Here is a 21,106-nt window from a genome sequence, read left to right on the forward strand (position 1 = left end):
CACGGGTGCCGGCCGGTTCCGCTTTGTGTACGCCGGGTCAGCGCCAAGCGGGCAGCTGCGGCAGATCCGCGGGCAAGGTCTCGTCCGCACCACGCCCCAGCAGCCAGGCCAGCAGCGATGCGGCCGGTGCCGCCACCTTCCGGTCCGGGTCGCCGGCTCCGACGGTCGCGCCGAAACCGGTATCGGTCGCCTGTATTTCGAACGGCTGCGCGTCCGGGCGCGCGCCCAGATCGGCGGCGACCTCCGCGAGCAGTTCCGCTACGAAATCCGCCGGCCACTGCGCGGGGGTATAGCCGGCATTCAGATCCACATGGTGGATCCGCAACTCCTGCAACCGCATCCACGGAATCCGGTACGCCGGAAGCGGCCGCCCCTGCCTGGTGCGCACCTCCACCTGCCACTGCTCGGCCGTCGGCACCCGCGCCATCCCGATCAACCGCTCCGCCGATTCCACCAGGTCGGCCCGCTGTTCGGCGAGTGGACGCGGCGCGCCCAGCTCGATATCGGCATCGCGCAGCGCGGTACTCGCGTACTGCGGTGTCTCCACTCCGGTATGCGCCCAGAGCAGCAGATTGACCAGGCTGTCGGCATTACGCGAGATATGCGTCAGCACATGCCCCCTGGCCCAGCCGGGGAGCGCGGAAGCGGCGGTGAGCCCCGCATCGTCGAGTGTGTCGACAGTGGCGAGCAATTCGGTGGTCGCCGCGGCAACCTGCTCCATCCGAGTGGTGAGCGATTCGATCAGATCCCTGGGCACGACACCGACCCTAATGCCGCCGCCCCGGCCTTCCACCAGAGTCTCGGACCTGGACCACCAGACCGCGGGATCCAGGCGTGGGGGTGCGCCCCGCGATCAAGCACCTCTGGGCGCTGCGGGCCGCGGTTCCTCTGGTCGGCACGGTCGTCCGAGTCCCCATTCTGCGCACCTACACCCGATCGGCCGCGTCCATACGTACCGACCTCAGCGGCGGGGACATTCCGCTCAGCGGTCCAAGACCGTCTGAACCCGGTCTGCCGCGCTGACCGGATCCTCGTGTTCCCATATCCGCACCACCTGCCAGCCCGCCGCGACCAACGCCGCGTCGGTGGCCCGGTCGCGCGCGACATTGCCCGTCAGTTTCTCCGCCCACCAGTCCGCGTTGTTCTTCGGATCGGTCGCATGGACCGGGCAGCGATGCCAGAAACAGCCGTCCACATACACCGCGACCCGGCGCCGCGGGAACACCAGATCCGCCCGCCGCCGCTGGCCTCGGATCGGGGCCCGGTCCACGAAGTAGCGGATACCGCGCCGGTGCAGTTCGCGCCGCAATGCCAGTTCCGGCGCCGTATGCGCCCGCCGCTGCCGCGACATCCGCGCGCTGGTCACCGGATCGGTGGCCGGGCGGTGGCTGCTGCGGGCCGGGTCGCCGGTCATGCCGCCGAACCACCCATCCGCACCAGATGCGCCTGCACATCGTCGAGGAAACCGGGCGGGAAACGCAGTGTGCCCATACCGGTCCGGCGCAGGAAACCGGCTGTCGCCCGGGCCGAGAGCAACCGGGTGTCGGCGAGGAAGAACCGCAGGTCCTCATAGGGTTCGTGCACCGGCCACGGCGACAGCGGCACCTCGAACACCTGCCCGGAATGCCCCCACGCCGCCCCGGGCCACGGACTTCCGGAGGGGAGCGGAATATGGCCGGGTATCGGTTCACCCGGAGTTCGCAGCCGCGACCCCACCCACGATGCCATCCGCACACTCACCGCATTACCCACCAGCCGCCAGCGCTGACCGGGCCGGAAACCGGGCACCGCCAGCGCCGGCTCCGTCCAGCCGGGATCGAACCCCTGGAGTCGTTCGCCGTCGGTGATCCCCGGCGTGACGATCTCCCCGGACGGCAGCCGCACCGCCGGTGCACTCGGAATCCCCAGCCCGGACCCGCCCTTGAGTGTGGGCACGGCGTTGACCACCCAGCCCAGGCCGCGCACACCCTCGGTCCAGTAGAAACCGCACGGGTCGCTCTCGACACATCCCAGCAGTCGCGGCCCGGCGTCGTCGGCGAACAGTACCGTGCGCGGATCCTCGGTCCGCGAGGCCAGCATGAGCACCCGGTTACGCCGCTGCGGCAGGCCGAACGCCCGCGCATCCACCACCCGGTAGGCCCAGGTGTAACCGAGTTCATCGAGAGCATCGGTGATATGGCGCATGGCCGCACCGCGACCGAGTTGCAGCATGAACGGCACGTTCTCGATCAGCAACCAGCGCGGCCCGCGTTTACGCCGGACCAGGCGGAACACATGATCGACCAGACTGGATTTGGTGCCGGTGATCCCGGCGGTGCGCCCGGCCTGGGACAGGTCCTGGCACGGGAATCCCGCTGCCACCAGTTCGGTTTCCGGCGGCAGCGCCCGCAACCGGGTGATATCGGTGTGGAGTTCGGCATCGGGAAACCGCGCCCCCAGTACCGCGCGCGCACCGGGATCGATCTCGCACAGTAGTGTGCTGTGCCAGCCGTGCGCCGCCAGCCCGAGCTCCAGCCCTCCGATCCCGGCGAAAAGCCCCACCATCCGCGCGCCCGTCACGAGGTCCTCTCTCCATCCGGTCCGGCTCCCGAAGCGAGATTACTCCGCGCGTCCGCCGGGTCCGCCGGGTCCGGGTGAGCACCGGCACATCGACCGGACAAACCGCGGTGACCGGTGCGAACGATAAGGCCCGCGTCCGCGAGTCGATCGTCACCACCCGAGATCCATTCCGCGGCAATACCATCGAAAGTGCTGGTCAGAGCATATAAATTGGCTTCTTTCGGTGCCCGGGTGCACGCCATGAGGTCTGGCAGTATGGGCGCCATGAGGTATCGCGTCGGCCTGGCCACCGTCGTATCGGGCGCCGTCGCCCTGTGCGGTGCTGTCGCGCCGGGCGCTGCGCAGGCAGACCCCGAGGGACTGCACACCGCGCCCGCTCAGCCCGGTACCGGCTCGGCCGAGGATCCCGGGCCGGTCGAACGCCCGGAGGCGGTCCGGGCGCCGCGGGCCGCCATCGTGGGCATCCAGCCGGTGCACGAACGCCTGATGCGGGTATTCGTCGACTCCCCGGCCATGCACCGCACGGTGCAGGTCCTGGTCCTGCTCCCGGCCGACCGCAGCAAACCCCGCCCCACCATCTACATGCTCGACGGCCGCAGCACCCAGATCGACAGCAACAACTGGCTCGACCGCGGCGGCGCCGCCCAGTTCTATGCCGACAAACCGGTGAACGTCGTCTTCACTGTCGGCGGTCCCGCCAGTTTCTACACCGACTGGCAGCGCCCGGACCCGGTGCTGGGGATCAACAAATGGGAGACATTTCTCACCGAGGAACTACCGCCACTACTCGACGCCGAATTCGCCGGCAACGGCCGTAACGCCGTGGTCGGAACCTCCATGGGAGCCGAAGGGGCCATGATGCTGGCCATCCGGAAACCCGAACTCTATTCCGCCGTCGGCGCCCACAGCGGCTGCTTCTCCACCGGTACCGACCTGGGCCAGGCGCAGGCCCGCATGGTCGTCACGACCTTCAAAGGCAACCCCGAGAACATGTTCGGCGGCCCCGAGGACCCGGCCTGGCTGGCCCACGATGTGACCCTGCACGCGGAAGCCCTGCGCGGTAAGAAGCTCTACCTCTCCGCCGGTAGCGGACGGCCGGGTGTGCACGATGTGCTGACCAATCCCGAGACCCCGGTGAGCGTGCTGATGGGTGGCCCGCTGGAGGCCGCCACCGATTTCTGCACCCGCCGGCTCGCCCAGCGCCTCGACACCCTCGATATCGACTACACCGCCCACTTCCGTCCACAGGGCACGCACTCCTGGCCGTACTGGGCCGACGAACTGGTCACCTCCTGGCCAACCATCTCCGAAGGCCTCGGTATCGACTGAACCGACGCTCATCACTCGGCTCGGCCGCGGCACGCTCCGACTACCGGTTGTCGCCGGCGCCGGCGAAGCGCGCAACCGTTTCCGCGGCCGTGGCGAATCGCAGGAACAGATCATTCTCGTGCGGGTCGCCCGCGGTGACCCGCACTCCTTCGCCCGCGAACGGCCGGATCAGCACCCCTGCCTCCGCGCTCGCCTCGGCGAATTCGGTTGTCACCGCGCCCAGGTCGATCCAGAAGAAATTCGCTTCGCTCGGCGGCACCCGGTAGCCCGCGGCCAGCAGCTCGGCGCGCATTCGTTCCCGTTCGGCAATCACCGTGCCGGTGCGGTCCAGCAGTTCGTGCCGGGCCTCCAGCGATGCCATGGCCGCCGCCTGCGCCACCCGGCTCACACTGAACGGTATATGCACCTTCAGCAGCGCGGCGATCACCTCCGGTGCGCCGACCGCGTATCCGACCCGCAGGCCGGCCAATCCGTAGGCCTTCGAGAAGGTCCGCAGCACAACGACGTTCGGCCGGGTCCGGCCCAGTTCCACACCGTCGGGGTGATCGCCGGGAATCCGCAGGTACTCGTAGTACGCCTCGTCCAGCGCCACCAGCACATCGGCGGGCACCCGGTCCAGGAAACGGGCCAGCTCCGCCGCGCCGACCGCGGTACCGGTCGGGTTGTTCGGATTGCAGACGAACACCAGGCGCGTCCGCTCGGTGATCGCGGCCGCCAGGGCGTCCAGATCGTGGACGTGATCGTTCAGCGGCACCGTCACCGCGGTCGCGTTACCGACCTGGGTGATGATCGGGTACGCCTCGAACGAACGCCATGCGAAGAGCACCTCGTCGGACGGATCCGCGCAGGTGATCTGTACCAGCTCCTGGCACAGCGCCACACTCCCGCAGCCGACCGCGACGTTGCCCGGCGTGACGCCGAGAAATTCCGCGAGCGCTGCTCGTAGTTCGCCGGACTGATTGTCCGGATAACGGTTGGCCAGCTCCACCGCCGCGGCGACGGCCTTGCTCGCGGCGGGCAGCGGACCGAGGGTCGTTTCGTTGCTCGCCAGTTTGACCGCGCCGGGATGGCTGCGGCCGGGAACGTACGCCGGAATGGAATCGAGGTCCGGCCGGATGTGCGCGGTCACGTATCGAGCTTAGTTCCGATCTCGATCGCGCCACGTTCGGGCTGTTCACCTGCCAATTCTTCCCGCTCCGCCGATATCGCCCTACGCTGGGAACATGTCGGGCACTTATGACGATATTGCGCCCCTGCGGCGCCACGAGCCGGAAGACACCGGACCGGATCAGGAGCCGACAGCGGCCGCCACCAGGCCCGCCACCGACGAACACGTCCCCATCACGGTGATCGAACCGGAGGGTTACGCCCGTGGCGGAATCGTGCTGCTCCACGAGTCCCGCGAGTTCACCGGATCGTTGCTGGAATTCATGCGCGCCCTCGCCGGCGAGGGCTGGCTGGTGGTCGCGCCGAACCTCTTCCACCGGGCGACCGCCTCGTCGGCCGGGGTCTACGGCGACGAACTGTTCGAGGATTTCGACGCCTGCTTCGATTGGCTCACCCACCGCGGAGTCTTCCCCGACTGCATCGGCGCCCTCGGTTTCGACACCGCCGGCACCGCGGCGTTCCTGGTGGCGACCAACCGGCCGATAGGCGCCGCGATCAGTGTGGCCGCCCCCGGTATCACCGCGCCCCTGGCCGAACAGGCCGAAGCCCTCGTCACCGCCGCCCCCCGGCTGCAGGCCCCGTGGCTCGGCCTGTTCGGCGCGGAATCGAGCACTCCCACCGACGAGATAGACCAACTCCGCGACGCCACCGCCCGCGCCGCGGTGGCAAGTCTGGTGGTGACCTATCCGGGCCTGCTGCACCGCGCCGACCAACCCGGCGACGACGAGGACGACGCCGACGAACTCATCGACTCACAAACCCGCATCTTCGACTGGTTCGACAGCCACTTACGCTGATCAACCAGCCGTTTTGCAGTTTCACACCAAGCTCGGGTAGCCTTTCTGCTCGGCGGTTCGAAAGGACCGGTGCCCTCGAAGAGAAGGCTCCAGGAGGCGTGCCAGAGCGGCCGAATGGGACTCACTGCTAATGAGTTGTCCCTTCACGGGGACCGGAGGTTCAAATCCTCTCGCCTCCGCCACACCCGGTTCACCGGTTGACAACTGAATAACGCGTATGCGCCCGTAGCTCAACGGATAGAGCATCTGACTACGGATCAGAAGGTTAGGGGTTCGAATCCCTTCGGGCGCACTCCACTCGATGCAAGGCCCATGCCCACCTACGGCATGGGCCTTGTCTCGTTTCGTCGTGTTTTGTGGGGGCGTAGCCCCCACACCCCACCCGGCGGGGCTTCGCCCCCGGACCTCCTGCGGATGGTTGCGTTGGGTGGGGCCGGTCGCGGCGAAGCGTAATCCGTTCGGACGCACAAAGCACGACAATCCTCATCTGCACAGGCTGACGTGCGATCTGAGCTGGGCCGCCCGCGCCGGGCGTGACGACGACGTCCCTTTCGATGGTGGCGCGGAATTCTTGCGACCGACTCAGGAAGGTCTTGCGGCGGCCTAAAGTGGCAGTTACTCTCAAAAAACAGTGACTACCAATAAAGAGAGGCTGTCATGTCGGCCCTGCTCTATCGGATCGGGCGGTTCAGTTTTCGCGCTCGACGACTCGTTCTCCTGTCCTGGGTTCTCCTCGTTGCCGTCCTAGGGGTGGGCGCCGCCACCCTGGCCGCGCCCTCCGCGACGACCTTCAACCTGCCGGGTACGCAATCTCAGGAAGCTTTCGACCTGCTCGAGGAACGGTTCGCCGAGCTTCCGCTCGACGGCGGGTCGGCCCAGATCGTGTTCATCGCCGAGAACGGCTCGGTGACCGATCTCGCCCAGCGTCAGAAAATCGATGACGTGGTCCAGGCGGCGGCGGGGGCATCAGAGGTCGCCGCTGTCACAGGCCCCTTCCAGAACGGGCTGATCTCGGCGGACCAGCGGATCGCCGTCGCCGAGGTGACCTATGCGGTTTCCTTCGAAACGGTGCGTGATTCGAGCCGTCAGGAGCTGATGCAACTGGTCGAACGGAGCGGTTCGGCCGATCTGCGCATGGCGGTGGGCGGCGATGTGATGGAGCTGATGCCGGATGTGAGCAAAGAGCTCCTCGGACTGCTCGTGGCCGCCGTGGTGCTGGTGATAACTCTCGGATCGCTGGCCGCCGCGGGGATGTCGTTGATCGCCGGGATCACCGGCGTCATGGTCGGGCTCCTGGGCATTCTCACGGCGACGGCGTTCCTGGATCTCGGTGTCACCACGCCGATCCTGGCGCTCATGCTCGGGCTGGCCGTCGGTATCGACTACGCGCTGTTCATCGTCTCCCGCTACACCGACGAACTGTCCCGCAATCCCGACGCGGAGGACGCCATCGGCCGGGCGGTGGCCACGGCGGGATCCGCCGTGTTCTTCGCCGGTATGACCGTGGTGATCGCGCTGACCGGACTGAGCGTGGTCGGTATCGGGCTGCTCACCGAAATGGGTCTCGCCGCGGCGGTGACCGTAGCGGTCGCCGTGCTGGTGGCGATCACTCTGCTGCCGGCGCTCCTCGGATTCGCCGGGCGCCGGGTACTGCGGCGCGGGCGGCGCAACCGGTCTGCCGAGGCTGCACCGGAATCCACGGCGGGCCGCACCCTGGCATCGCGCTGGGCCTCGCTGACCACGCGGCGCCCGGTGACAACCCTGATGGTCGCGCTGCTCGGGCTCGGCATCCTGACCCTTCCGGCGCTGGATTTGCGTCTCGGCGTCCCGGACCAGGGGACCTACCCGGAACACACCACCCAGCGCCAGGCCTACGACGCGATCTCCGAAGGTTTCGGTCCGGGATTCAACGGGCCGCTGCTGGTCGTCGTCGACCTGGCCGGCGCGGCGCATCCGGCCGACACCGCACAGCGGGTTCATACGGAATTGGCCGGGACCGAAGGCGTCACCATGGCCGCGCCGCCGGAGTTCAACCCGGCTGGTGATACCGCGATCATCGGTGTCATCCCGCGGGGTGGTCCGGACAGCGAGGAAACCGAGCAGCTGGTGCAACTGCTGCGCGGCAGCGTCACGGACACCGTGGAGGAGTTCGGCGCCCGGATCGCCGTCACCGGAACCGCGGCCATCATCATCGATTTCAGCGACCGGATGGCCGATGCGCTGTTGACCTACCTCCTGGTGGTCATCGGGCTGTCGTTCGTACTGCTGATGACCGTGTTCCGCTCGGTCGTCGTACCGCTCAAGGCGACAGTGGGTTTCCTGCTCAGCCTGGGCGCGACCTTCGGCGTCATGGTGGCCGTATTCCAGTGGGGCTGGCTGGAATGGCTGGGTATCCACACCACCGACGTCGTGGTGAGCATGCTGCCGATCTTCATCATCGGTGTGGTGTTCGGACTCGCCATGGATTACGAAGTGTTCCTGGTGACCCGGATGCGGGAGGAGTACGTGCACGGCGCATCGGCGACCGCGTCGATCCGGGCCGGTTTCGGGCACGGGGCGCGGGTGGTTTCCGCTGCCGCGATCATCATGGTGAGCGTATTCGCCGGGTTCGCCTCCGGCGATGCCAGCGATATCGTGCAGATCGGTGTGGCGCTGGCGGCGGCGGTGGCCGTGGACGCCTTTGTGGTGCGGATGACCATCGTCCCGGCCGTTCTCGCGCTGGTCGGGGACAAAGCGTGGTGGCTGCCGAAATGGCTGGACCGGATACTGCCGGACCTGGACGTCGAGGGCCGCAATCTCGGCGGCGGACCCGAGCCGGATACCGGCGAGGAACTCGCCCATTCGTTTGGCCGGCCGGTCGAAGGTTCGGCAAAATGATCCTATGAGTACCGGTGGCCTGCGAGAACTGAAGAAGAAGCGCACGCGCGAAGCCATTCAGGATCACGCATTGCGCCTCTACCGGGAGCAGGGGTACGCGAACACCACGCTGGAGGAAGTGGCGGCGGCAGCGGAGGTCTCGCCGAGCACGCTGTTCCGCTACTTCCCCACCAAACCGGATACGGTGCTGTTCGACCGCGTGGACCCGATCTTCCTGGAGAAGTTCCTCGCCGAGCCCGCCGATCTCTCGCCGCTGCAGGCCGCCCGTAACGCCATTGTCGGTGTCCTGAACAGTACGGATGTCGATATGGCCGCGCTGGAAACCATCCGGATGAAGCTCATCGCCACCGTGCCGGAGCTCCGCGCGGCTGTGGTCACGAAGATCGAGACGGATATGCCGCCGTTCATCGAGGCTTTCGCTCGACGCGTCGGCCGGCAACCCGACGACCCACTGGTCCGGTATTGGACCGGTGCCGTCGCGGGTGTGGCGGTGATGGCCTATCTGCGTGCGGTCGACCAGGACGAGGACATCTACGTCGTCGTCAACGAGGCGCTGGAGTTCCTGGAGAACGGTATGCCTCTCTGACACAGCAGAACCGCCACCCGGGACCCAGTTTGTCCCGGGTGGCGGTTTCGGTCGCACAGTGCGCGCTGGGAGCTACCGGAAGGCGCTGCCCTGTTCGCGGTCGAGTGCCGTCTCGCTCTTGTTCTTCAAGGCGAAGAGATACACGAGCAGCGACGCGAAGACGACAACGGTCACGTACACGATGAACAAGGTCACGTGCCCGCCGTTCTTCGCCGCCTGGTAGATCATCGGCGCGGTGCCACCGAACGCCGAGTTCGCCAGCGCGTACCCGACACCCACGCCGAGAGCTCGGATATGTGACGGGAACAGTTCGGCTTTGACGATGGCGTTGATAGAGGTGTAACCGGTGAGGATGATGTAGCCGATACCGGTCACCAGCAGGGTCGCCGCGATCGAGGTCGCGTCCTGCAGATAGGTGATCAGGAACCAGGTGTAGGCGACACCGCCGACGCCGAAGAACACCAGCACCGGTTGGCGGCCCACCTTATCGCTGATCATCCCGCCGACCGGCTGCAAGAGCATGAGGAAGATCAGGCCGGTCAGGTTGATCCATGTGGCCGTCATACCGCGGTCCCCGAACGCGGTCTTGATCATGGCGGGAGCGTTCACGCTGTAGACGTAGAAGGCGAGAGTGCCGCCCATGGTCACCAGGAAGCACAGCACCAGCGGGCGCCAATGGTTGCTTACCAGCTCGCGCAGTGACCCCGATTCGGAATCCTCACCCCGCTGGACGGCTTCGAGCTGCTCCGTGCTGAGCGATTCGTCCATACTGCGCCGCAGCCAGAACACGACCACCGCGGCGATACCGCCGATGAAGAACGCGATACGCCAGCCGTAGTCGGAGATCTCCTGCTTGTCCATGAACAGTTGCAGCACCAGCAGGGTGAGCTGGGCGAGTACATGACCACCGACGAGGGTGACGTACTGGAAGGACGAGAAGAAACCGCGGCGTTCCCGGGTGGCGGCCTCGGACATGTAGGTCGCCGAGGTACCGTACTCGCCACCGGTCGCGAATCCCTGCACGAGCCGGCACAGGATCAGGATCACGGCGGCACCGACACCGATCACCTCCCGGCCCGGCACCAGCGCGATCACCAGGGAACACGCCGCCATGAGCGAAACGCTGAAGGTGAGCGCCGCGCGCCTGCCGTACCGGTCGGCGTAGCGGCCGAAGAACCACGACCCCACCGGCCGCATGAGGAAGGTGACGGCGAAGATCGCGTACACGTAGACGGTGGAATTCTTATCCGCCGAATCGAAGAAATGGCTTTCGAAGTACGAGGCGAACACCGTGTAGACGTAGACGTCGTACCACTCGACCAGGTTGCCGGACGAGCCGCGCAGTGTGTTCCAGACGGCGCGGCGGGTGGCTGCCCGCGATGATGCCGGTTCGCCGGGTCCGACCGGGTCCGCAGTGGTGGTTTCGGACATTCGCGCTTCCTCCCGTTCGCCGGTGCGCGCCGACGTGCTACCCGCGCCGCTGCATGCTCAGTGTGCAGGTAGGAAAAGGGATTCGGAGCCGAGTACGGATTTTCCGGGCAGCACAGGATGCAGGGACCACCCGCGACCGACGCGGGCGAAAGTTCAGCCGCGCATCGCCGCTCGCATCGTCGCCACGACTCCACCGTCGACGAGCAGGTCGGTGCCTGTAATGAAGCTACTGGCGGGGTCGAGCAGGAAAGCGACTGCGGCGGCGATATCTTCGGCGGTGCCGACGCGACCGGTCGGCGAGCTGTCGACCATCTGCCGCATCCGCGCGCCCGATTCACCGGCCAATTCGTCCTGCCCCATCGCGGTGGAGATCACGCCCGGGCTGATCGAATTCACCCGGGCCCCGGCCCGGCCCCACGCACCGGCCGCCGCTTGCACACGAATAATGGCTCCACGCTTGGCGACCGGGTAGGCGTGCATCGGATTCAGCTCGGCTGCCGCGTTCAGGAACGGTAGATCGGCGAGTTCCGCGGGCGGTGTCGCGGCCAGGGCAGCCTCCTGTTCGGCGGTCAGCTGCGCCATATGTCCGGCCATACTGGCGATCACGACACCGGCCCCACCGCGGGCCATCCGAGGACCGAATTCGTCCAGTACATACGCCACCCCGCACAGGTCGACCCGCACGATCACCTCGGTGGAAGCGTGCACCGGAGAAACCCCTGCCGTATGCACCAGGTGCCGGATCGGCCCCGCCTCGGCGGCCGCGGCGGCGAGCGCTGCCACCGACTCCGGATCCCCGGCATCTACCTGCCGGGTGCTCACCTCGAATCCCTGCTCGGTGAACTGCGCGGCCGTCTCGGCCAGTAGGCATTCGTCGAAATCGGCCAGCAGCAGATGCCGGCCGCTACCGATCCGCGCGGCGATGGCACGCCCCATTCCCCCGGCACCGACGACAACGCTGACTTCGCTGTTCATACCGCTTCCTTTCAAGTCTGTTCTGTGACAGTCCGCACTGTAAGGCCCCGTCGTCGCGGATATCGCCGAAGCCGCACCGCATACCGTGGATGTCGCCGTCGCCGATCTCCACGGCTGAAACTCCGACGTCACTGCCCTCCGAGCGACCCGCACTCACCCCCGTGGCCGGTAGATACGCCCTTGGCTGGTCGCTGTTGCTCGCGGTTCACCGTTCCGGTCGATGAGAGCCGCTTCGATCGTCGCGAGTTGTCCCCGGGTGCCGGCATTCGCGTGCAGCAGCGTGGCCACGGGCGGGTTGGCGAGGCGTGTCCACGTAGCGGAGAGGTCCAGCGTCACCACGGCCGTGTCCGGTTGTTCATCGCGCAGGACAGCGTCGACGAGGTGCGCGTCGAGGAACATGATGTCGCTCAGGCGCCCCGCCATCGGATCGGAGTACGTCTCGTCGGGGACCGCCCACAACGATATGGAGTTGCCGCCGTCGCGGAAACCGGCTTCGAACTCCTCCAGCGTGACGGGATAGTCGACGCTACGAGCGTGAAAACCTTTGAGAAAAGGCGCCACCTCGGCGATCCACGGTATTTCGGGACAGGACTCCGGGGAGGGCGCCGGCTCGGACGAACCCGGCCGAGGCCTCGCGGAAGCGTCGCCCTCCGAAACCTCCGGATCGCCGATGAGGTTCGCTTCGACGAACCAGCAGGATGCGAGGACGACGGTCTTTCCGTCCTGGTCGACTCGGACCTGGCAGGCATCGGCGCTGCGCCCCTGAACCAGCGGCTGGACCTTCAGTTCGAGGTCGCCGGGGACAGCCACGTTGGGGAAGAGCGCGTGAATGCTGTTGAGCTGGCGTCCGGACGACCATCGGGAGCCCGCCGCGGCGGCAAGGGCTGCCGTGTACCCGCCGAATCCTCTGCCGTCGAAGCAGAACGATTCCGGGAGATACGCGGAGAACTGGGTCTCCGACTGTTCGTCGAGGTTCAGGTCTCCGAGAGGTGTTGCGGTCGTGATGGTCGCCATCGGGGGATCATCGCACCGGGCACCTAGAGCATGCCAGCGGTGTCCGCTGTACCGCACCCCGATCCGTGGCAGGCGGCAGCTGTCAGCCGGTGACCATCGGCACCACGTAGGTCCGGGCGAATTCGCCGAGTTGTTCGTCGGACTCCAGCGGGACCAGGCCGGAGGGGCAGAGGATGAACGAATGCACCACCCGGCACACCAGTTCCGCGCGGGTGAGCAGGTCGGCCGGTTCGGCGAGCAGGCCGGAGTCCGCGGCGCGGCACAGGGCGGTGTGGGCGGCGGCGACCGACATCGCGAAGACCGGACCGCCTTCGATGGTGAGTTTTTCCAGGATTCGCTCCGGTTCCACATCGAGCATGCGCCGGACGAGAACGTGTTCGCGCCACCGGGTGATGATGGTGACGAAGATATCGGCGATCATATCGTCGAGGCGGTCGTGGCGGGTGGATATCGCATCGACCTCGGTGAGTACCGCCGCCACCTCGCGGCTGACCACGGCCTGGACCACATCGTCACGTGAGCCGACGCGGCGGTAGATGGTGACGCGGTCGACACCGGCCTGGCGGGCGATGTCTTCGATGGTGGTCTTCTTGACCCCGAACTCGCCGAATCTGATCAACGCCGCGTCCAGAATGCGGGCTTCGATACCATCCTGCAGCCCTGGGGACGAGGTGTACGCGGCGGACATGAGCTAACGCTAGCAAGAGCGCCGTCGGCGCAAACACCTATCGGCCAGGACGCAAACGCATATCCTGCACTCGCAATATTGCAACATTGCCATTAATTCTGTTGCCATGTAGATTCGCCGAATGGTGCAGACCACCCAAGCAGCCGCTTGTTTCTCACTGGTGTGTCTTCTGTCCCGACTATCGGGGCGCAACTGATGGGCACCCAGACACCGGCTCGCGGCCTACAGATGATCGGCGCGGCAGTGGACGCCTGCCGATCGATATTCGTGACACATCGGCCGACGTCGGTACTGCCGCGGTCGAAAATGCTCTGGCACAGCGGCTTCAACCGCCGGCTCGTCGTCGCAGCCATCCAGCGGGAAGCCGCCGATGTGGTAGCCGTGGTCCTGGTCGACCCCGAGGGAGACCCCTTACCGGCCTGGCTTCCCGGCGCCCACCTCGACGTCTTCCTACCCTCCGGCCGGCAGCGGCAGTACTCGCTGTGCGGGAATCCGCGCGACCGCTCCGCCTACCGGATCGCCGTACGGCTCATGCCGCACGGTAACGGCGGCTCGATCGAAATCCACGAAAACCTGCGCAGCGGAGACGTTCTCCGCGTCCACGGCCCCCGCCACACCTACCCGTTCGTCGATGCCGACGACTACCTGTTCATCGCCGGCGGTATGGGCATCACCGCGCTCCTGCCCATGGCGCGGGCGGCGGGGCAACGCGGCACGCTGATCTACACCGGCCGCTCCGCCGACTCCATGCCGTTCCGAGACCGGCTGCCCGGCGCCGAGATCCGCACCGACGACGAATTCGGCAGCCCCGATATGGCCGAGCTACTCGCCCGCGCCAAACCGGGCGCCGCGGTCTACGTCTGCGGACCCCCGCCGATGCAGGAAACCGCGGCCCGTGTCCTACCTCGGGTGAACCCCACCTGTTCCCTACATCTCGAACGTCATCAGGCGCCGCGAGCCCACCGTGCGGTAAAGGCGACCCTCGCGGACGCATGAAAAAACCTCTGACCCGGTTTCCCGGATCAGAGGTTGTGGCGGTGGCGGAGGGATTTGAACCCTCGGAGGGGGGTTACCCCTCACACGCTTTCGAGGCGTGCTCCTTAGGCCGCTCGGACACGCCACCGCCCGTCACAATACCGGACCGGCCGCCGATCTTCTAAATCGGGCCTCGACCTGCGCTTACCCACCGGAACGACGCTGGGAGCGGAAGAACGTGTCGAGCATCGCCGCGCATTCGTCCTCCAGAATTCCCCCGCGAACCTGTGGACGGTGATTCAGGCGGCGGTCGCGGACCACATCCCACAGCGAACCCACCGCGCCCGTCTTGGGCTCCCACGCACCGAACAACAGCCGATCCACCCGCGCCGCGACGAGCGCGCCGGCACACATCGTGCACGGCTCGAGCGTTACCGCCAGGGTGGTTCCGGTGAGCCGCCAGCCGTCGTCGTGGACCGCCGCGGCCCGCCGCAGCGCCAGAACCTCGGCGTGCGCGGTGGGGTCGCCGGTGGCTTCGCGTGCGTTGGCGGCGCGGGCCAGTTCACGGCCCCGGCTGTCGAACACCACCGCACCGACCGGTACGTCCCGCGGATCGGCGGTACCGGCGGCGGCCAGCGCCGCCCGCACCATCTCGGTATCGGAGAGCCCGCCGCCCACTTCAGCGTGGCAGTTTGTCGAGCACCGCGGAGAACTCCGAGGCGAACCCGAGCCGTTCGGCGATCATCGCGAGCTGCTCATCGGGGTAGAGGTCGGTCTCGGCGAGAATCACACTGAATACCGGCTCGGGGAGACCCAGATCGGCCAGAATGCCGAGGTCACCTTCCTCCCACGGCTCGGTATCGTCCAGGTCGTCGGGGTCGATATCGGGGATCTCGATATGCAATTCCTCCAGGACATCGGCCGCTATGTCGTAGTCGATCGCCGCGGTCGCATCCGACACCAGCAGCCGAGTGCCGCTGGGGGCCGGCCTGACCACGATGAAGAACTCGTCGTCGACGTCCAGAAGTCCGAAAACCGCACCGGATGAGCGGAGTGCTTTGAGCTCGTTCTCCGCGGCGGACAGTGTGGTGAGCGCGGCCGTGGTCAGCGGACTGCATTTCCATGTACCGTCTTCCCGGACAACGGCCACCGCGAACCCCTCGACGTCGTCGTAATCGTCCGACGTCGCCCTGTTCGTGCCCGAGCGCTGTGCTGCCATGGGCGCAACGGTAGTCGGCTGGAGGCCGTTAGATGAACTCGTATGCGAATCTGTTCCGGTGACGGCTGACAACCATACGGCGCTCTGTGTTCTCGGGACGGGTTTGATCGGCGGATCGCTGCTGCGTGCGGCGACCGCGGCGGGCTACACCGGCTGGGGATACAACCGATCGGCGCCGGGCGTGGCGGCCGCCCAGGAAGCGGGTTTCGACGTCTCCGGTGACCTCCCGGCAGTGCTGGGCCGCGCCGCCGAGACCGATGCCCTGATCGTGGTTGCGGTGCCGATGCCGGCGGTCGATCCGATGCTCGACGCGATCGCACAGTACGCGCCGCAGTGCCCGCTGACCGATGTGGTGAGTGTGAAATCCCCGGTCGCGGCCGCGGTGCGCAGGTACGGCCTGCAAGATCGCTATGTGGGCGGGCATCCGATGGCGGGCACCGCCGAATCCGGCTGGCAGGCCACCGAACCCGGCCTGTTCCAGGGTGCCGCCTGGGCGGTGGGGGTGGATCCGGGGACCGACCCGCATGCCTGGACACGGGTCACGCGGCTGGCCCTGGACTGCGGGTCGGTGGTGGTCCCGGTGATCGCCTCGGAGCACGACCGCGCCGTCGCCCGGATCTCGCATCTGCCGCATGTGCTGGCCGAAGCGCTGGCGGTGGCCGGGGCACGCGGCGGGGACCTCGCGCTGGGGCTGGCGGCGGGTTCCTTCCGCGACGGCACCCGGGTCGCGGCAACCGCGCCCGGTCTGGTGCGCGCGATCTGCGAACCGAACTCCGACGCCCTGCTCGCGGTACTGGACGAAACCCTCGCCGCCCTCACCGAGGCCCGGGAAGCGCTGAGCGCGCACACCTCCCTTGACGACCTCACGATCGCCGGGCACGCCGCGCGGCAGCGTTACGAATCCGCGCAACGCTGGGAGATCACCGATATCGAGCCGGGTGCGCCGGGTTGGCTGGAGAAATTGCAGGACGCCGGCCGGACGGGCGGTGTAATCACCCGCCTCGGCACCGGGTGAAGCCGGCTCGACCCGCCATATCCGATTCGGCAGGACCCGGTAGTCGATGCCTCGGCGCTCTGCCGGGTCCGAGAAGATCTGCCGGGTCCGAGAAGAGCGGTCAGATTCGCTCGGCCAGGCCCGGATAGTCGAGGACGAAACCGTCCGGATCGACGGTGAGCGTCGCACTGGACACCGGTGAAAGCACACTGATCCCGTCGCCCGCGCTGCTGTAGGTGAGATCGGCTTCCTGCACCGTCAAATCCGGCAGGCTCACGTAGACCACGGGAACCTGGACGTCCTCCATCGCGTGCTGCAGACCGAAACGCCGGATCGGCAGCGTGTTGAAGAACGGGCTCAGCACCACATCGGCGTCCAGTGCCCCACTGAATGTCGAGCGAACGTGGGCACCGGTGGTTTCGATGAGCCAGTAGTTCTCCTCGTCGCGCGCGATCGACGCATGCCGTTCCCCGACTGCGGTCGTACTGCGCAGCGATAACCGTCTGGTTGCCCCGTTCTCATCGGTGACCAGGTCATAGGAGGCGCTGAACGCGGGATGCTCCCCGCAGCCCCCGCCGATGATGCGGCCGCTGGCCCGGATCCGGTTGCCGTTGAGGGTTACGCGAACCGATTCCATCCGCGAGGAGTCGTGGGAGCGCCAGGTGAGCACAGCGGGCCACCACACCGGCTCCGGCACGGTGCCCGGACCAGGGGTTTCGTCGCTCGTCTCTGTCACGGGTCCCACCGTACGCAACCAACCGCCCAACTGTGCTGATGCGCACGCCGAGCCGGGATCGTTCTCATCACCATGGCTCGTCCGTGACGTCGCCGTCGGTCACTTCCTGATCGATAAGCGAATCCGCCGTTGCACGCCATTCGGCGTAGTCGATGCGTGGCAGGTGGGCGGACGTGCGGGCGAGTTCGGCGACCGGCACGAAGCGTCGCCGGGTCACCGGCGTCAACTCAGCGACCGGATTTCCTTTCTGGGTGATCACGAAGCTCTCGCCGCGTTCGACCGCGGCGAGGATGTTTCCAGGCGAGTGCACAGTCCATACCGGTCATCGGATGACAATTGACCGGCGACGGGGAAATGGTCACACTTATGACTATGAAGCTTGCGGAGGCGAAGGCAACCCTTTCCGAGGTCGTCGGCCGGGTGCGCAACCAGCATGAACGCGTGACCATCACCGTGCGCGGTGAGCCGGCCGCGGTGCTCGTCGCCGTCGAGGACCTCGAATCTCTCGAGGAGACGATCGCAGTGCTCTCCGACCCGGAAACCGTCGCGCGACTGGTCGCCTCGGATGCCGAGTTGGCGCGCGGTGAAACCGTCACGGCCGATGAATTGGCGACGGCCATGGCCAATCGCCGGGCTATGACGCGCCACAGTGCATGACCGAATACACGCTGGAGACGACCCCGACCGTCCGCCGGATGCTGACCGAGAAGCTGAGCGAAGCCGTGGCCACCGCGGCTTTCGAGTTCATGACCGACCCTCTGCTCGAGAATCCGTATCGCGTCGGCAAGCGGCTACAGCCGCCGTTGGACGACCGGTTCTCGGCCCGCCGCGGAACATATCGACTGCTCTATCGCGTCGACGACAAACGGATGGTGGTCACCGTCGTCGATGTCAACCATCGTCGCGACATCTACCGAACATGACCGGTAGGCCCGCGGGGACGGCGGAAGCGGAGACGGAGGGATTTGAACCCCCGGTCGCTCTCACGACTCTCGCTTTCAAGGCGAGTGCATTCGGCCGCTCTGCCACGTCTCCAGGGCCTCGATGTTAACCGATACACCCGGCCGGAACCGAAATCCGGCGAGGGTACCCGTTGGCAGCCGATTCCCGGGTTCAGCGGGGGACGGCGAGCAGGTCCCGGGTGATTCCGGAGAGGCCGGCGCAGCCGGACAGGCCCATGGCGGAATCGAAATCGGCGAGCAGTAACCGCAGTGCGTGCCGCACACCGGGCGCACCGGCGATACCGAGGGCATAAGCCCAGGGGCGGCCGTAGCAGACGGCTTTGGCGCCGAGGGCGAGCGCGGTGAGGATATCGGAGCCGGTGCGGATACCGGAGTCGAAGAGCACATCGGCGCGGTCACCGACGGCAGCGACGATCGGGCCGAGCGCATCGAGGGCGGCAATCGAGTTATCGATCTGGCGGCCACCGTGATTGCTCACCAGGACACCGTCCGCGCCGGCATCGACGACCAGACGGGCGTCGTCAGGGTGCAGGACGCCCTTCACCGCGATCGGCAGATCGGTCCAGTCGCGCAGTTTGGCCAGGTCGGTGGGTCGCAGGGTGTGGTTGCCGAACAGACCCACCCAGGTGAGGATCGCCATCCGCATGGCGTCCTCGCTCTCCTCGGGCGGAGCGGGCAGCTTGGCGCGGAAAACCGGGTCGGACAGGTAGTTCACGATACCTTTGCCCAGCAGGAACGGCAGATGAGCGAGCTCCAGGTCACGAGGGCGCCAGCCGAGCGACGGTGTATCCACGGTGACCACGATCGCCCGCGCACCGGCCCGCTCGGCGCGCTGGACGAACGACCGGGCCAGCTCGTCGTCGGCCGGCCAGTACAGCTGGTACCACCAGTCCCTCGCCACTTCGCCGACTTCCTCGATTGTCGACGAGGACGCCGTGGACAGCACACTGCCCACGCCGAGTTCCTTCGCAACCCCCGCGACCACGACCTCACCTTTTTCGTGCAGCAACTCCAGCACCCCGACCGGCGCGGTGAGTACCGGTGCGGCGAGTTTCGTGCCCAGGACCTCCACGGCGGTATCCCGGGTGCCGGGGCCGCTGGTACCGCGCAGCATGCGCGGCACCAACCGGAACCGTTCGAACGCCGCCAGATTCGCGGCAGCAGTGCGTTCACTGGACGCGCTACCGGCCACGTAGGCGAAGGCACGCGCATCGAGCAACTCACGGGCCCGGCTCTCGAACCCGTCCGCCGTCATCGGCAGTTCGGGCACCGCCCCGCCCATCCCCTGGAGGTAGATCTCGTTCTGGAAGTCGATGAAGCTGCTCACGCACGCACACGCTAGCCCCGCCGAGCCGATCCAGGGCGCATATGGGCGAGTACCTTGCTCTGACGCCGCGCCCGCCACCACCCCCGCCCGCGTACGAGGGGGCAGCTACGCACGGCACCAACCGTGATCGCGCGCCTGCAGCGGGGCCCGCACCGGGTCGAGCGCGGCGCCGCATCCGGCGTCGACCGTCTACACGCGGTGGCCGCGACATACGTGATATGCCCCCAGGGCGACGGCTTCTGCCCACGGTGTGACGCGCTGCCGGGTCTCACCCGGGCGCGACCCTGCCGACTGTCGCTGCCGGCTGTGGCGCTGTCACCGGTTCGGCCTCGCCGAGGGTGCTGACAGCGCCGCCGTGCGGACCGCGCCGCCTGGGTGGTCACGCCCTCGTGCCACCGCGGTGAATGACTCGCCAACAGGTGGGCGGGCTCCTGTTCGGTGGTCACTGTTGCACTATTGGGCGATGCGCGCGATCAATTTGAACGGTTTCGGTGGGCCCGAGGTGATGGAGTGGTCGGAAGCATCCGACCCGGTCCCCGGGCACGGTGAGGTGCTGATCGAGGTGGCGGCGGCGGGGGTGAACCGGGCCGATCTGCTGCAGCGCCGCGGCTTCTACGCGCCACCGCCCGGGACGACTGCGGTCCCGGGACTGGAATGTTCCGGCGTCATCGCGCAGGTCGGCGACGGTGTCCGCGGATGGTCGGTGGGCGACCGGGTGTGCGCGCTGCTCTCCGGCGGCGGTTACGCCGAGAAGGTCGTGGTGCCCGCCGGACAGGTACTGCCGGTTCCGGACGGACTGGACCTGGCAGCCGCCGCCGGGCTGCCCGAGGTGGCCGCCACAGTCTGGTCGAATCTGGTGATGACCGCCGGACTGCACTCCGGCCAGCTGCTGCTCGTGCACGGCGGGGGCAGCGGTATCGGCACACACGCCATCCAGGTGGCGCGGCAGCTGGGCGCCCGGGTCGCGGTGACGGCGGGTTCGGCGGCCAAACTCGAACGCTGCGCGGAACTCGGGGCGAGCGTGCTGATCAACTACCGCGAACACGATTTCGTGGAGCTGATCCGCGCCGAGCACGGTCTGGGCGGGCCGGGCGCCGATATCATCCTCGACAACATGGGCGCCGCGTATCTGGGCCGCAATGTCGAGGCGCTGGCCCTGGACGGTCAGGTCGTGGTCATCGGGATGCAGGGCGGGGTGAACGCCGACCTGAACCTGGGTGCGTTGATGGCCAAACGGGGCACCGTCCGTGCGATCAAACTGCGCGACCGCCCGGCCACCGGCCGCGGCAGCAAGGCCGACATCATCGCCGAGGTGCGCGCCCATGTCTGGCCGCTGCTGGAGAAGGGGGAGATCGTCCCGGTGATCCACGCCGAGGTGCCGGTGGCCGAAGCGGGCCGCGCGCACGAAATGCTCGACGAGCACGAGACATTCGGCAAGGTGATCCTGCGGGTTGGTAGCTGATCCGCCGG

The 21,106-nt window shown here is 67.4% G+C and carries 22 protein-coding genes and 4 tRNA genes; 11 read left to right on the forward strand and 15 right to left on the reverse strand.

The window, feature by feature from the left end; genetic code table 11:
* Positions 1-37: 37 nt before the first annotated feature.
* From ACFWPH_RS12665 to ACFWPH_RS12675, 3 genes are all read right to left on the reverse strand, one after another.
* Positions 38-757 carry a maleylpyruvate isomerase family mycothiol-dependent enzyme gene (locus ACFWPH_RS12665; RefSeq protein ID WP_378750338.1) on the reverse strand — a complete coding sequence of 240 codons (720 nt, stop codon included), beginning with the start codon at positions 755-757 and terminating at the stop codon, positions 38-40.
* Between the two features lie 225 nt (positions 758-982).
* Complete coding sequence (locus tag ACFWPH_RS12670; protein ID WP_378750340.1) at positions 983-1,414, reverse strand: very short patch repair endonuclease; 432 nt, start codon at positions 1,412-1,414, stop codon at positions 983-985.
* The gene (locus ACFWPH_RS12675) at positions 1,411-2,544 is read right to left on the reverse strand and encodes a DNA cytosine methyltransferase (protein WP_378750723.1); all 1,134 of its coding nucleotides are present in this window, start codon (positions 2,542-2,544) and stop codon (positions 1,411-1,413) included. Before ACFWPH_RS12675 ends, ACFWPH_RS12670 begins: the two co-directional genes overlap by 4 nt.
* Positions 2,545-2,823: 279 nt before the next feature.
* Here ACFWPH_RS12675 and ACFWPH_RS12680 point away from each other — a divergent pair, with 279 nt between their 5' ends.
* Positions 2,824-3,888, forward strand: a complete 1,065-nt coding sequence (locus ACFWPH_RS12680) for an alpha/beta hydrolase (protein ID WP_378750342.1) — start codon at positions 2,824-2,826, stop codon at positions 3,886-3,888.
* A 40-nt stretch (positions 3,889-3,928) separates the two neighbouring features.
* Here the strand turns inward: ACFWPH_RS12680 and hisC are convergent, their stop codons facing one another.
* A complete protein-coding gene (gene hisC / locus ACFWPH_RS12685) occupies positions 3,929-5,017 on the reverse strand; it encodes a histidinol-phosphate transaminase (RefSeq protein WP_378750344.1) in 1,089 nt (362 codons plus the stop codon).
* A gap of 94 nt (positions 5,018-5,111) precedes the next feature.
* Here hisC and ACFWPH_RS12690 point away from each other — a divergent pair, with 94 nt between their 5' ends.
* From ACFWPH_RS12690 to ACFWPH_RS12710, 5 genes are all read left to right on the forward strand, one after another.
* The gene (locus ACFWPH_RS12690) at positions 5,112-5,852 is read left to right on the forward strand and encodes a dienelactone hydrolase family protein (protein WP_378750346.1); all 741 of its coding nucleotides are present in this window, start codon (positions 5,112-5,114) and stop codon (positions 5,850-5,852) included.
* 92 nt (positions 5,853-5,944) lie between these two features.
* Positions 5,945-6,034, forward strand: a tRNA-Ser gene (locus tag ACFWPH_RS12695).
* A 37-nt stretch (positions 6,035-6,071) separates the two neighbouring features.
* Positions 6,072-6,144 (forward strand) — tRNA-Arg (locus tag ACFWPH_RS12700).
* 365 nt (positions 6,145-6,509) lie between these two features.
* Complete coding sequence (locus ACFWPH_RS12705) at positions 6,510-8,729, forward strand: MMPL family transporter (protein ID WP_378750348.1); 2,220 nt, start codon at positions 6,510-6,512, stop codon at positions 8,727-8,729.
* Between the two features lie 4 nt (positions 8,730-8,733).
* Positions 8,734-9,315: a TetR/AcrR family transcriptional regulator gene (locus tag ACFWPH_RS12710; RefSeq protein WP_378750350.1), complete on the forward strand. Its 582-nt coding sequence runs from the start codon at positions 8,734-8,736 to the stop codon at positions 9,313-9,315.
* A gap of 72 nt (positions 9,316-9,387) precedes the next feature.
* On the opposite strand, the gene ACFWPH_RS12715 is transcribed toward ACFWPH_RS12710, so the two are convergent.
* The 4 genes from ACFWPH_RS12715 to ACFWPH_RS12730 form a co-directional block, all read right to left on the reverse strand.
* Positions 9,388-10,746 (reverse strand): MFS transporter, encoded by a 1,359-nt coding sequence (locus ACFWPH_RS12715; RefSeq protein WP_378750352.1) that lies wholly within the window; start codon positions 10,744-10,746, stop codon positions 9,388-9,390.
* Between the two features lie 153 nt (positions 10,747-10,899).
* A complete protein-coding gene (locus ACFWPH_RS12720) occupies positions 10,900-11,721 on the reverse strand; it encodes an SDR family oxidoreductase (protein WP_378750354.1) in 822 nt (273 codons plus the stop codon).
* 153 nt (positions 11,722-11,874) lie between these two features.
* Entirely contained in the window at positions 11,875-12,735 is an 861-nt protein-coding gene (locus tag ACFWPH_RS12725; RefSeq protein ID WP_378750356.1) for an acyl-CoA thioesterase domain-containing protein, read from the reverse strand.
* A gap of 82 nt (positions 12,736-12,817) precedes the next feature.
* On the reverse strand, positions 12,818-13,423 hold the full coding sequence (locus tag ACFWPH_RS12730; protein WP_378750358.1) for a TetR/AcrR family transcriptional regulator: 606 nt from the start codon (positions 13,421-13,423) through the stop codon (positions 12,818-12,820).
* 195 nt (positions 13,424-13,618) lie between these two features.
* Between ACFWPH_RS12730 and ACFWPH_RS12735 the strand changes: the two genes are divergently transcribed.
* The gene (locus tag ACFWPH_RS12735; protein ID WP_378750360.1) at positions 13,619-14,419 is read left to right on the forward strand and encodes a ferredoxin reductase; all 801 of its coding nucleotides are present in this window, start codon (positions 13,619-13,621) and stop codon (positions 14,417-14,419) included.
* 36 nt (positions 14,420-14,455) lie between these two features.
* On the opposite strand, the gene ACFWPH_RS12740 is transcribed toward ACFWPH_RS12735, so the two are convergent.
* The 3 genes from ACFWPH_RS12740 to ACFWPH_RS12750 all read right to left on the reverse strand — a co-directional run bounded on the left by ACFWPH_RS12740 (position 14,456) and on the right by ACFWPH_RS12750 (position 15,617).
* Positions 14,456-14,546: transfer RNA gene (locus ACFWPH_RS12740), tRNA-Ser, on the reverse strand.
* Between the two features lie 56 nt (positions 14,547-14,602).
* Positions 14,603-15,049, reverse strand: coding sequence for a nucleoside deaminase (locus ACFWPH_RS12745; RefSeq protein ID WP_378750724.1), 447 nt, complete (start codon positions 15,047-15,049; stop codon positions 14,603-14,605).
* Between the two features lie 28 nt (positions 15,050-15,077).
* Complete coding sequence (locus tag ACFWPH_RS12750; RefSeq protein ID WP_280415033.1) at positions 15,078-15,617, reverse strand: tRNA adenosine deaminase-associated protein; 540 nt, start codon at positions 15,615-15,617, stop codon at positions 15,078-15,080.
* A gap of 58 nt (positions 15,618-15,675) precedes the next feature.
* On the opposite strand from ACFWPH_RS12750, the gene ACFWPH_RS12755 reads away from it, so the two are divergent.
* Entirely contained in the window at positions 15,676-16,632 is a 957-nt protein-coding gene (locus tag ACFWPH_RS12755; protein ID WP_378750362.1) for a prephenate dehydrogenase, read from the forward strand.
* A 100-nt stretch (positions 16,633-16,732) separates the two neighbouring features.
* On the opposite strand, the gene ACFWPH_RS12760 is transcribed toward ACFWPH_RS12755, so the two are convergent.
* Complete coding sequence (locus ACFWPH_RS12760; protein WP_378750364.1) at positions 16,733-17,347, reverse strand: putative glycolipid-binding domain-containing protein; 615 nt, start codon at positions 17,345-17,347, stop codon at positions 16,733-16,735.
* A 67-nt stretch (positions 17,348-17,414) separates the two neighbouring features.
* Positions 17,415-17,657, reverse strand: coding sequence for a type II toxin-antitoxin system Phd/YefM family antitoxin (locus ACFWPH_RS12765; RefSeq protein ID WP_378750366.1), 243 nt, complete (start codon positions 17,655-17,657; stop codon positions 17,415-17,417).
* A 62-nt stretch (positions 17,658-17,719) separates the two neighbouring features.
* Here ACFWPH_RS12765 and ACFWPH_RS12770 point away from each other — a divergent pair, with 62 nt between their 5' ends.
* Both ACFWPH_RS12770 and ACFWPH_RS12775 read left to right on the forward strand, forming a co-directional pair.
* Positions 17,720-18,004 (forward strand): type II toxin-antitoxin system Phd/YefM family antitoxin, encoded by a 285-nt coding sequence (locus ACFWPH_RS12770; RefSeq protein ID WP_378750368.1) that lies wholly within the window; start codon positions 17,720-17,722, stop codon positions 18,002-18,004.
* On the forward strand, positions 18,001-18,270 hold the full coding sequence (locus ACFWPH_RS12775) for a type II toxin-antitoxin system RelE/ParE family toxin (protein WP_378750370.1): 270 nt from the start codon (positions 18,001-18,003) through the stop codon (positions 18,268-18,270). Before ACFWPH_RS12770 ends, ACFWPH_RS12775 begins: the two co-directional genes overlap by 4 nt.
* Positions 18,271-18,297: 27 nt before the next feature.
* Here the strand turns inward: ACFWPH_RS12775 and ACFWPH_RS12780 are convergent.
* A tRNA-Ser gene (locus tag ACFWPH_RS12780) sits at positions 18,298-18,382 on the reverse strand.
* Between the two features lie 78 nt (positions 18,383-18,460).
* On the reverse strand, positions 18,461-19,636 hold the full coding sequence (locus ACFWPH_RS12785; protein ID WP_378750372.1) for an alpha-hydroxy-acid oxidizing protein: 1,176 nt from the start codon (positions 19,634-19,636) through the stop codon (positions 18,461-18,463).
* Between the two features lie 463 nt (positions 19,637-20,099).
* Here ACFWPH_RS12785 and ACFWPH_RS12790 point away from each other — a divergent pair, with 463 nt between their 5' ends.
* Positions 20,100-21,098: an NAD(P)H-quinone oxidoreductase gene (locus ACFWPH_RS12790; RefSeq protein ID WP_378750374.1), complete on the forward strand. Its 999-nt coding sequence runs from the start codon at positions 20,100-20,102 to the stop codon at positions 21,096-21,098.
* The last annotated feature ends 8 nt before the right edge of the window (positions 21,099-21,106 follow it).

The organism is Nocardia sp. NPDC058499, assembly GCF_042719915.1.
Classification (GTDB): domain Bacteria; phylum Actinomycetota; class Actinomycetes; order Mycobacteriales; family Mycobacteriaceae; genus Nocardia.

What these genes read in the sequence shown, in the direction of transcription:
- ACFWPH_RS12720 (WP_378750354.1), bottom strand. Translation starts at nt 11,721, where the DNA reads ATGAACAGCGAAGTCAGCGTTGTCGTCGGTGCCGGGGGAATGGGGCGT.
- ACFWPH_RS12775 (WP_378750370.1), top strand. Translation starts at nt 18,001, where the DNA reads ATGACCGAATACACGCTGGAGACGACCCCGACCGTCCGCCGGATGCTG.
- ACFWPH_RS12790 (WP_378750374.1), top strand. Translation starts at nt 20,100, where the DNA reads ATGCGCGCGATCAATTTGAACGGTTTCGGTGGGCCCGAGGTGATGGAG.
- ACFWPH_RS12730 (WP_378750358.1), bottom strand. Translation starts at nt 13,423, where the DNA reads ATGTCCGCCGCGTACACCTCGTCCCCAGGGCTGCAGGATGGTATCGAA.
- ACFWPH_RS12705 (WP_378750348.1), top strand. Translation starts at nt 6,510, where the DNA reads ATGTCGGCCCTGCTCTATCGGATCGGGCGGTTCAGTTTTCGCGCTCGA.
- ACFWPH_RS12735 (WP_378750360.1), top strand. Translation starts at nt 13,619, where the DNA reads ATGGGCACCCAGACACCGGCTCGCGGCCTACAGATGATCGGCGCGGCA.
- ACFWPH_RS12675 (WP_378750723.1), bottom strand. Translation starts at nt 2,544, where the DNA reads ATGGTGGGGCTTTTCGCCGGGATCGGAGGGCTGGAGCTCGGGCTGGCG.
- ACFWPH_RS12680 (WP_378750342.1), top strand. Translation starts at nt 2,824, where the DNA reads ATGAGGTATCGCGTCGGCCTGGCCACCGTCGTATCGGGCGCCGTCGCC.
- ACFWPH_RS12725 (WP_378750356.1), bottom strand. Translation starts at nt 12,735, where the DNA reads ATGGCGACCATCACGACCGCAACACCTCTCGGAGACCTGAACCTCGAC.
- ACFWPH_RS12770 (WP_378750368.1), top strand. Translation starts at nt 17,720, where the DNA reads ATGAAGCTTGCGGAGGCGAAGGCAACCCTTTCCGAGGTCGTCGGCCGG.
- ACFWPH_RS12715 (WP_378750352.1), bottom strand. Translation starts at nt 10,746, where the DNA reads ATGTCCGAAACCACCACTGCGGACCCGGTCGGACCCGGCGAACCGGCA.
- ACFWPH_RS12750 (WP_280415033.1), bottom strand. Translation starts at nt 15,617, where the DNA reads ATGGCAGCACAGCGCTCGGGCACGAACAGGGCGACGTCGGACGATTAC.
- ACFWPH_RS12670 (WP_378750340.1), bottom strand. Translation starts at nt 1,414, where the DNA reads ATGACCGGCGACCCGGCCCGCAGCAGCCACCGCCCGGCCACCGATCCG.
- ACFWPH_RS12690 (WP_378750346.1), top strand. Translation starts at nt 5,112, where the DNA reads ATGTCGGGCACTTATGACGATATTGCGCCCCTGCGGCGCCACGAGCCG.
- ACFWPH_RS12710 (WP_378750350.1), top strand. Translation starts at nt 8,734, where the DNA reads ATGAGTACCGGTGGCCTGCGAGAACTGAAGAAGAAGCGCACGCGCGAA.
- ACFWPH_RS12745 (WP_378750724.1), bottom strand. Translation starts at nt 15,049, where the DNA reads ATGGTGCGGGCGGCGCTGGCCGCCGCCGGTACCGCCGATCCGCGGGAC.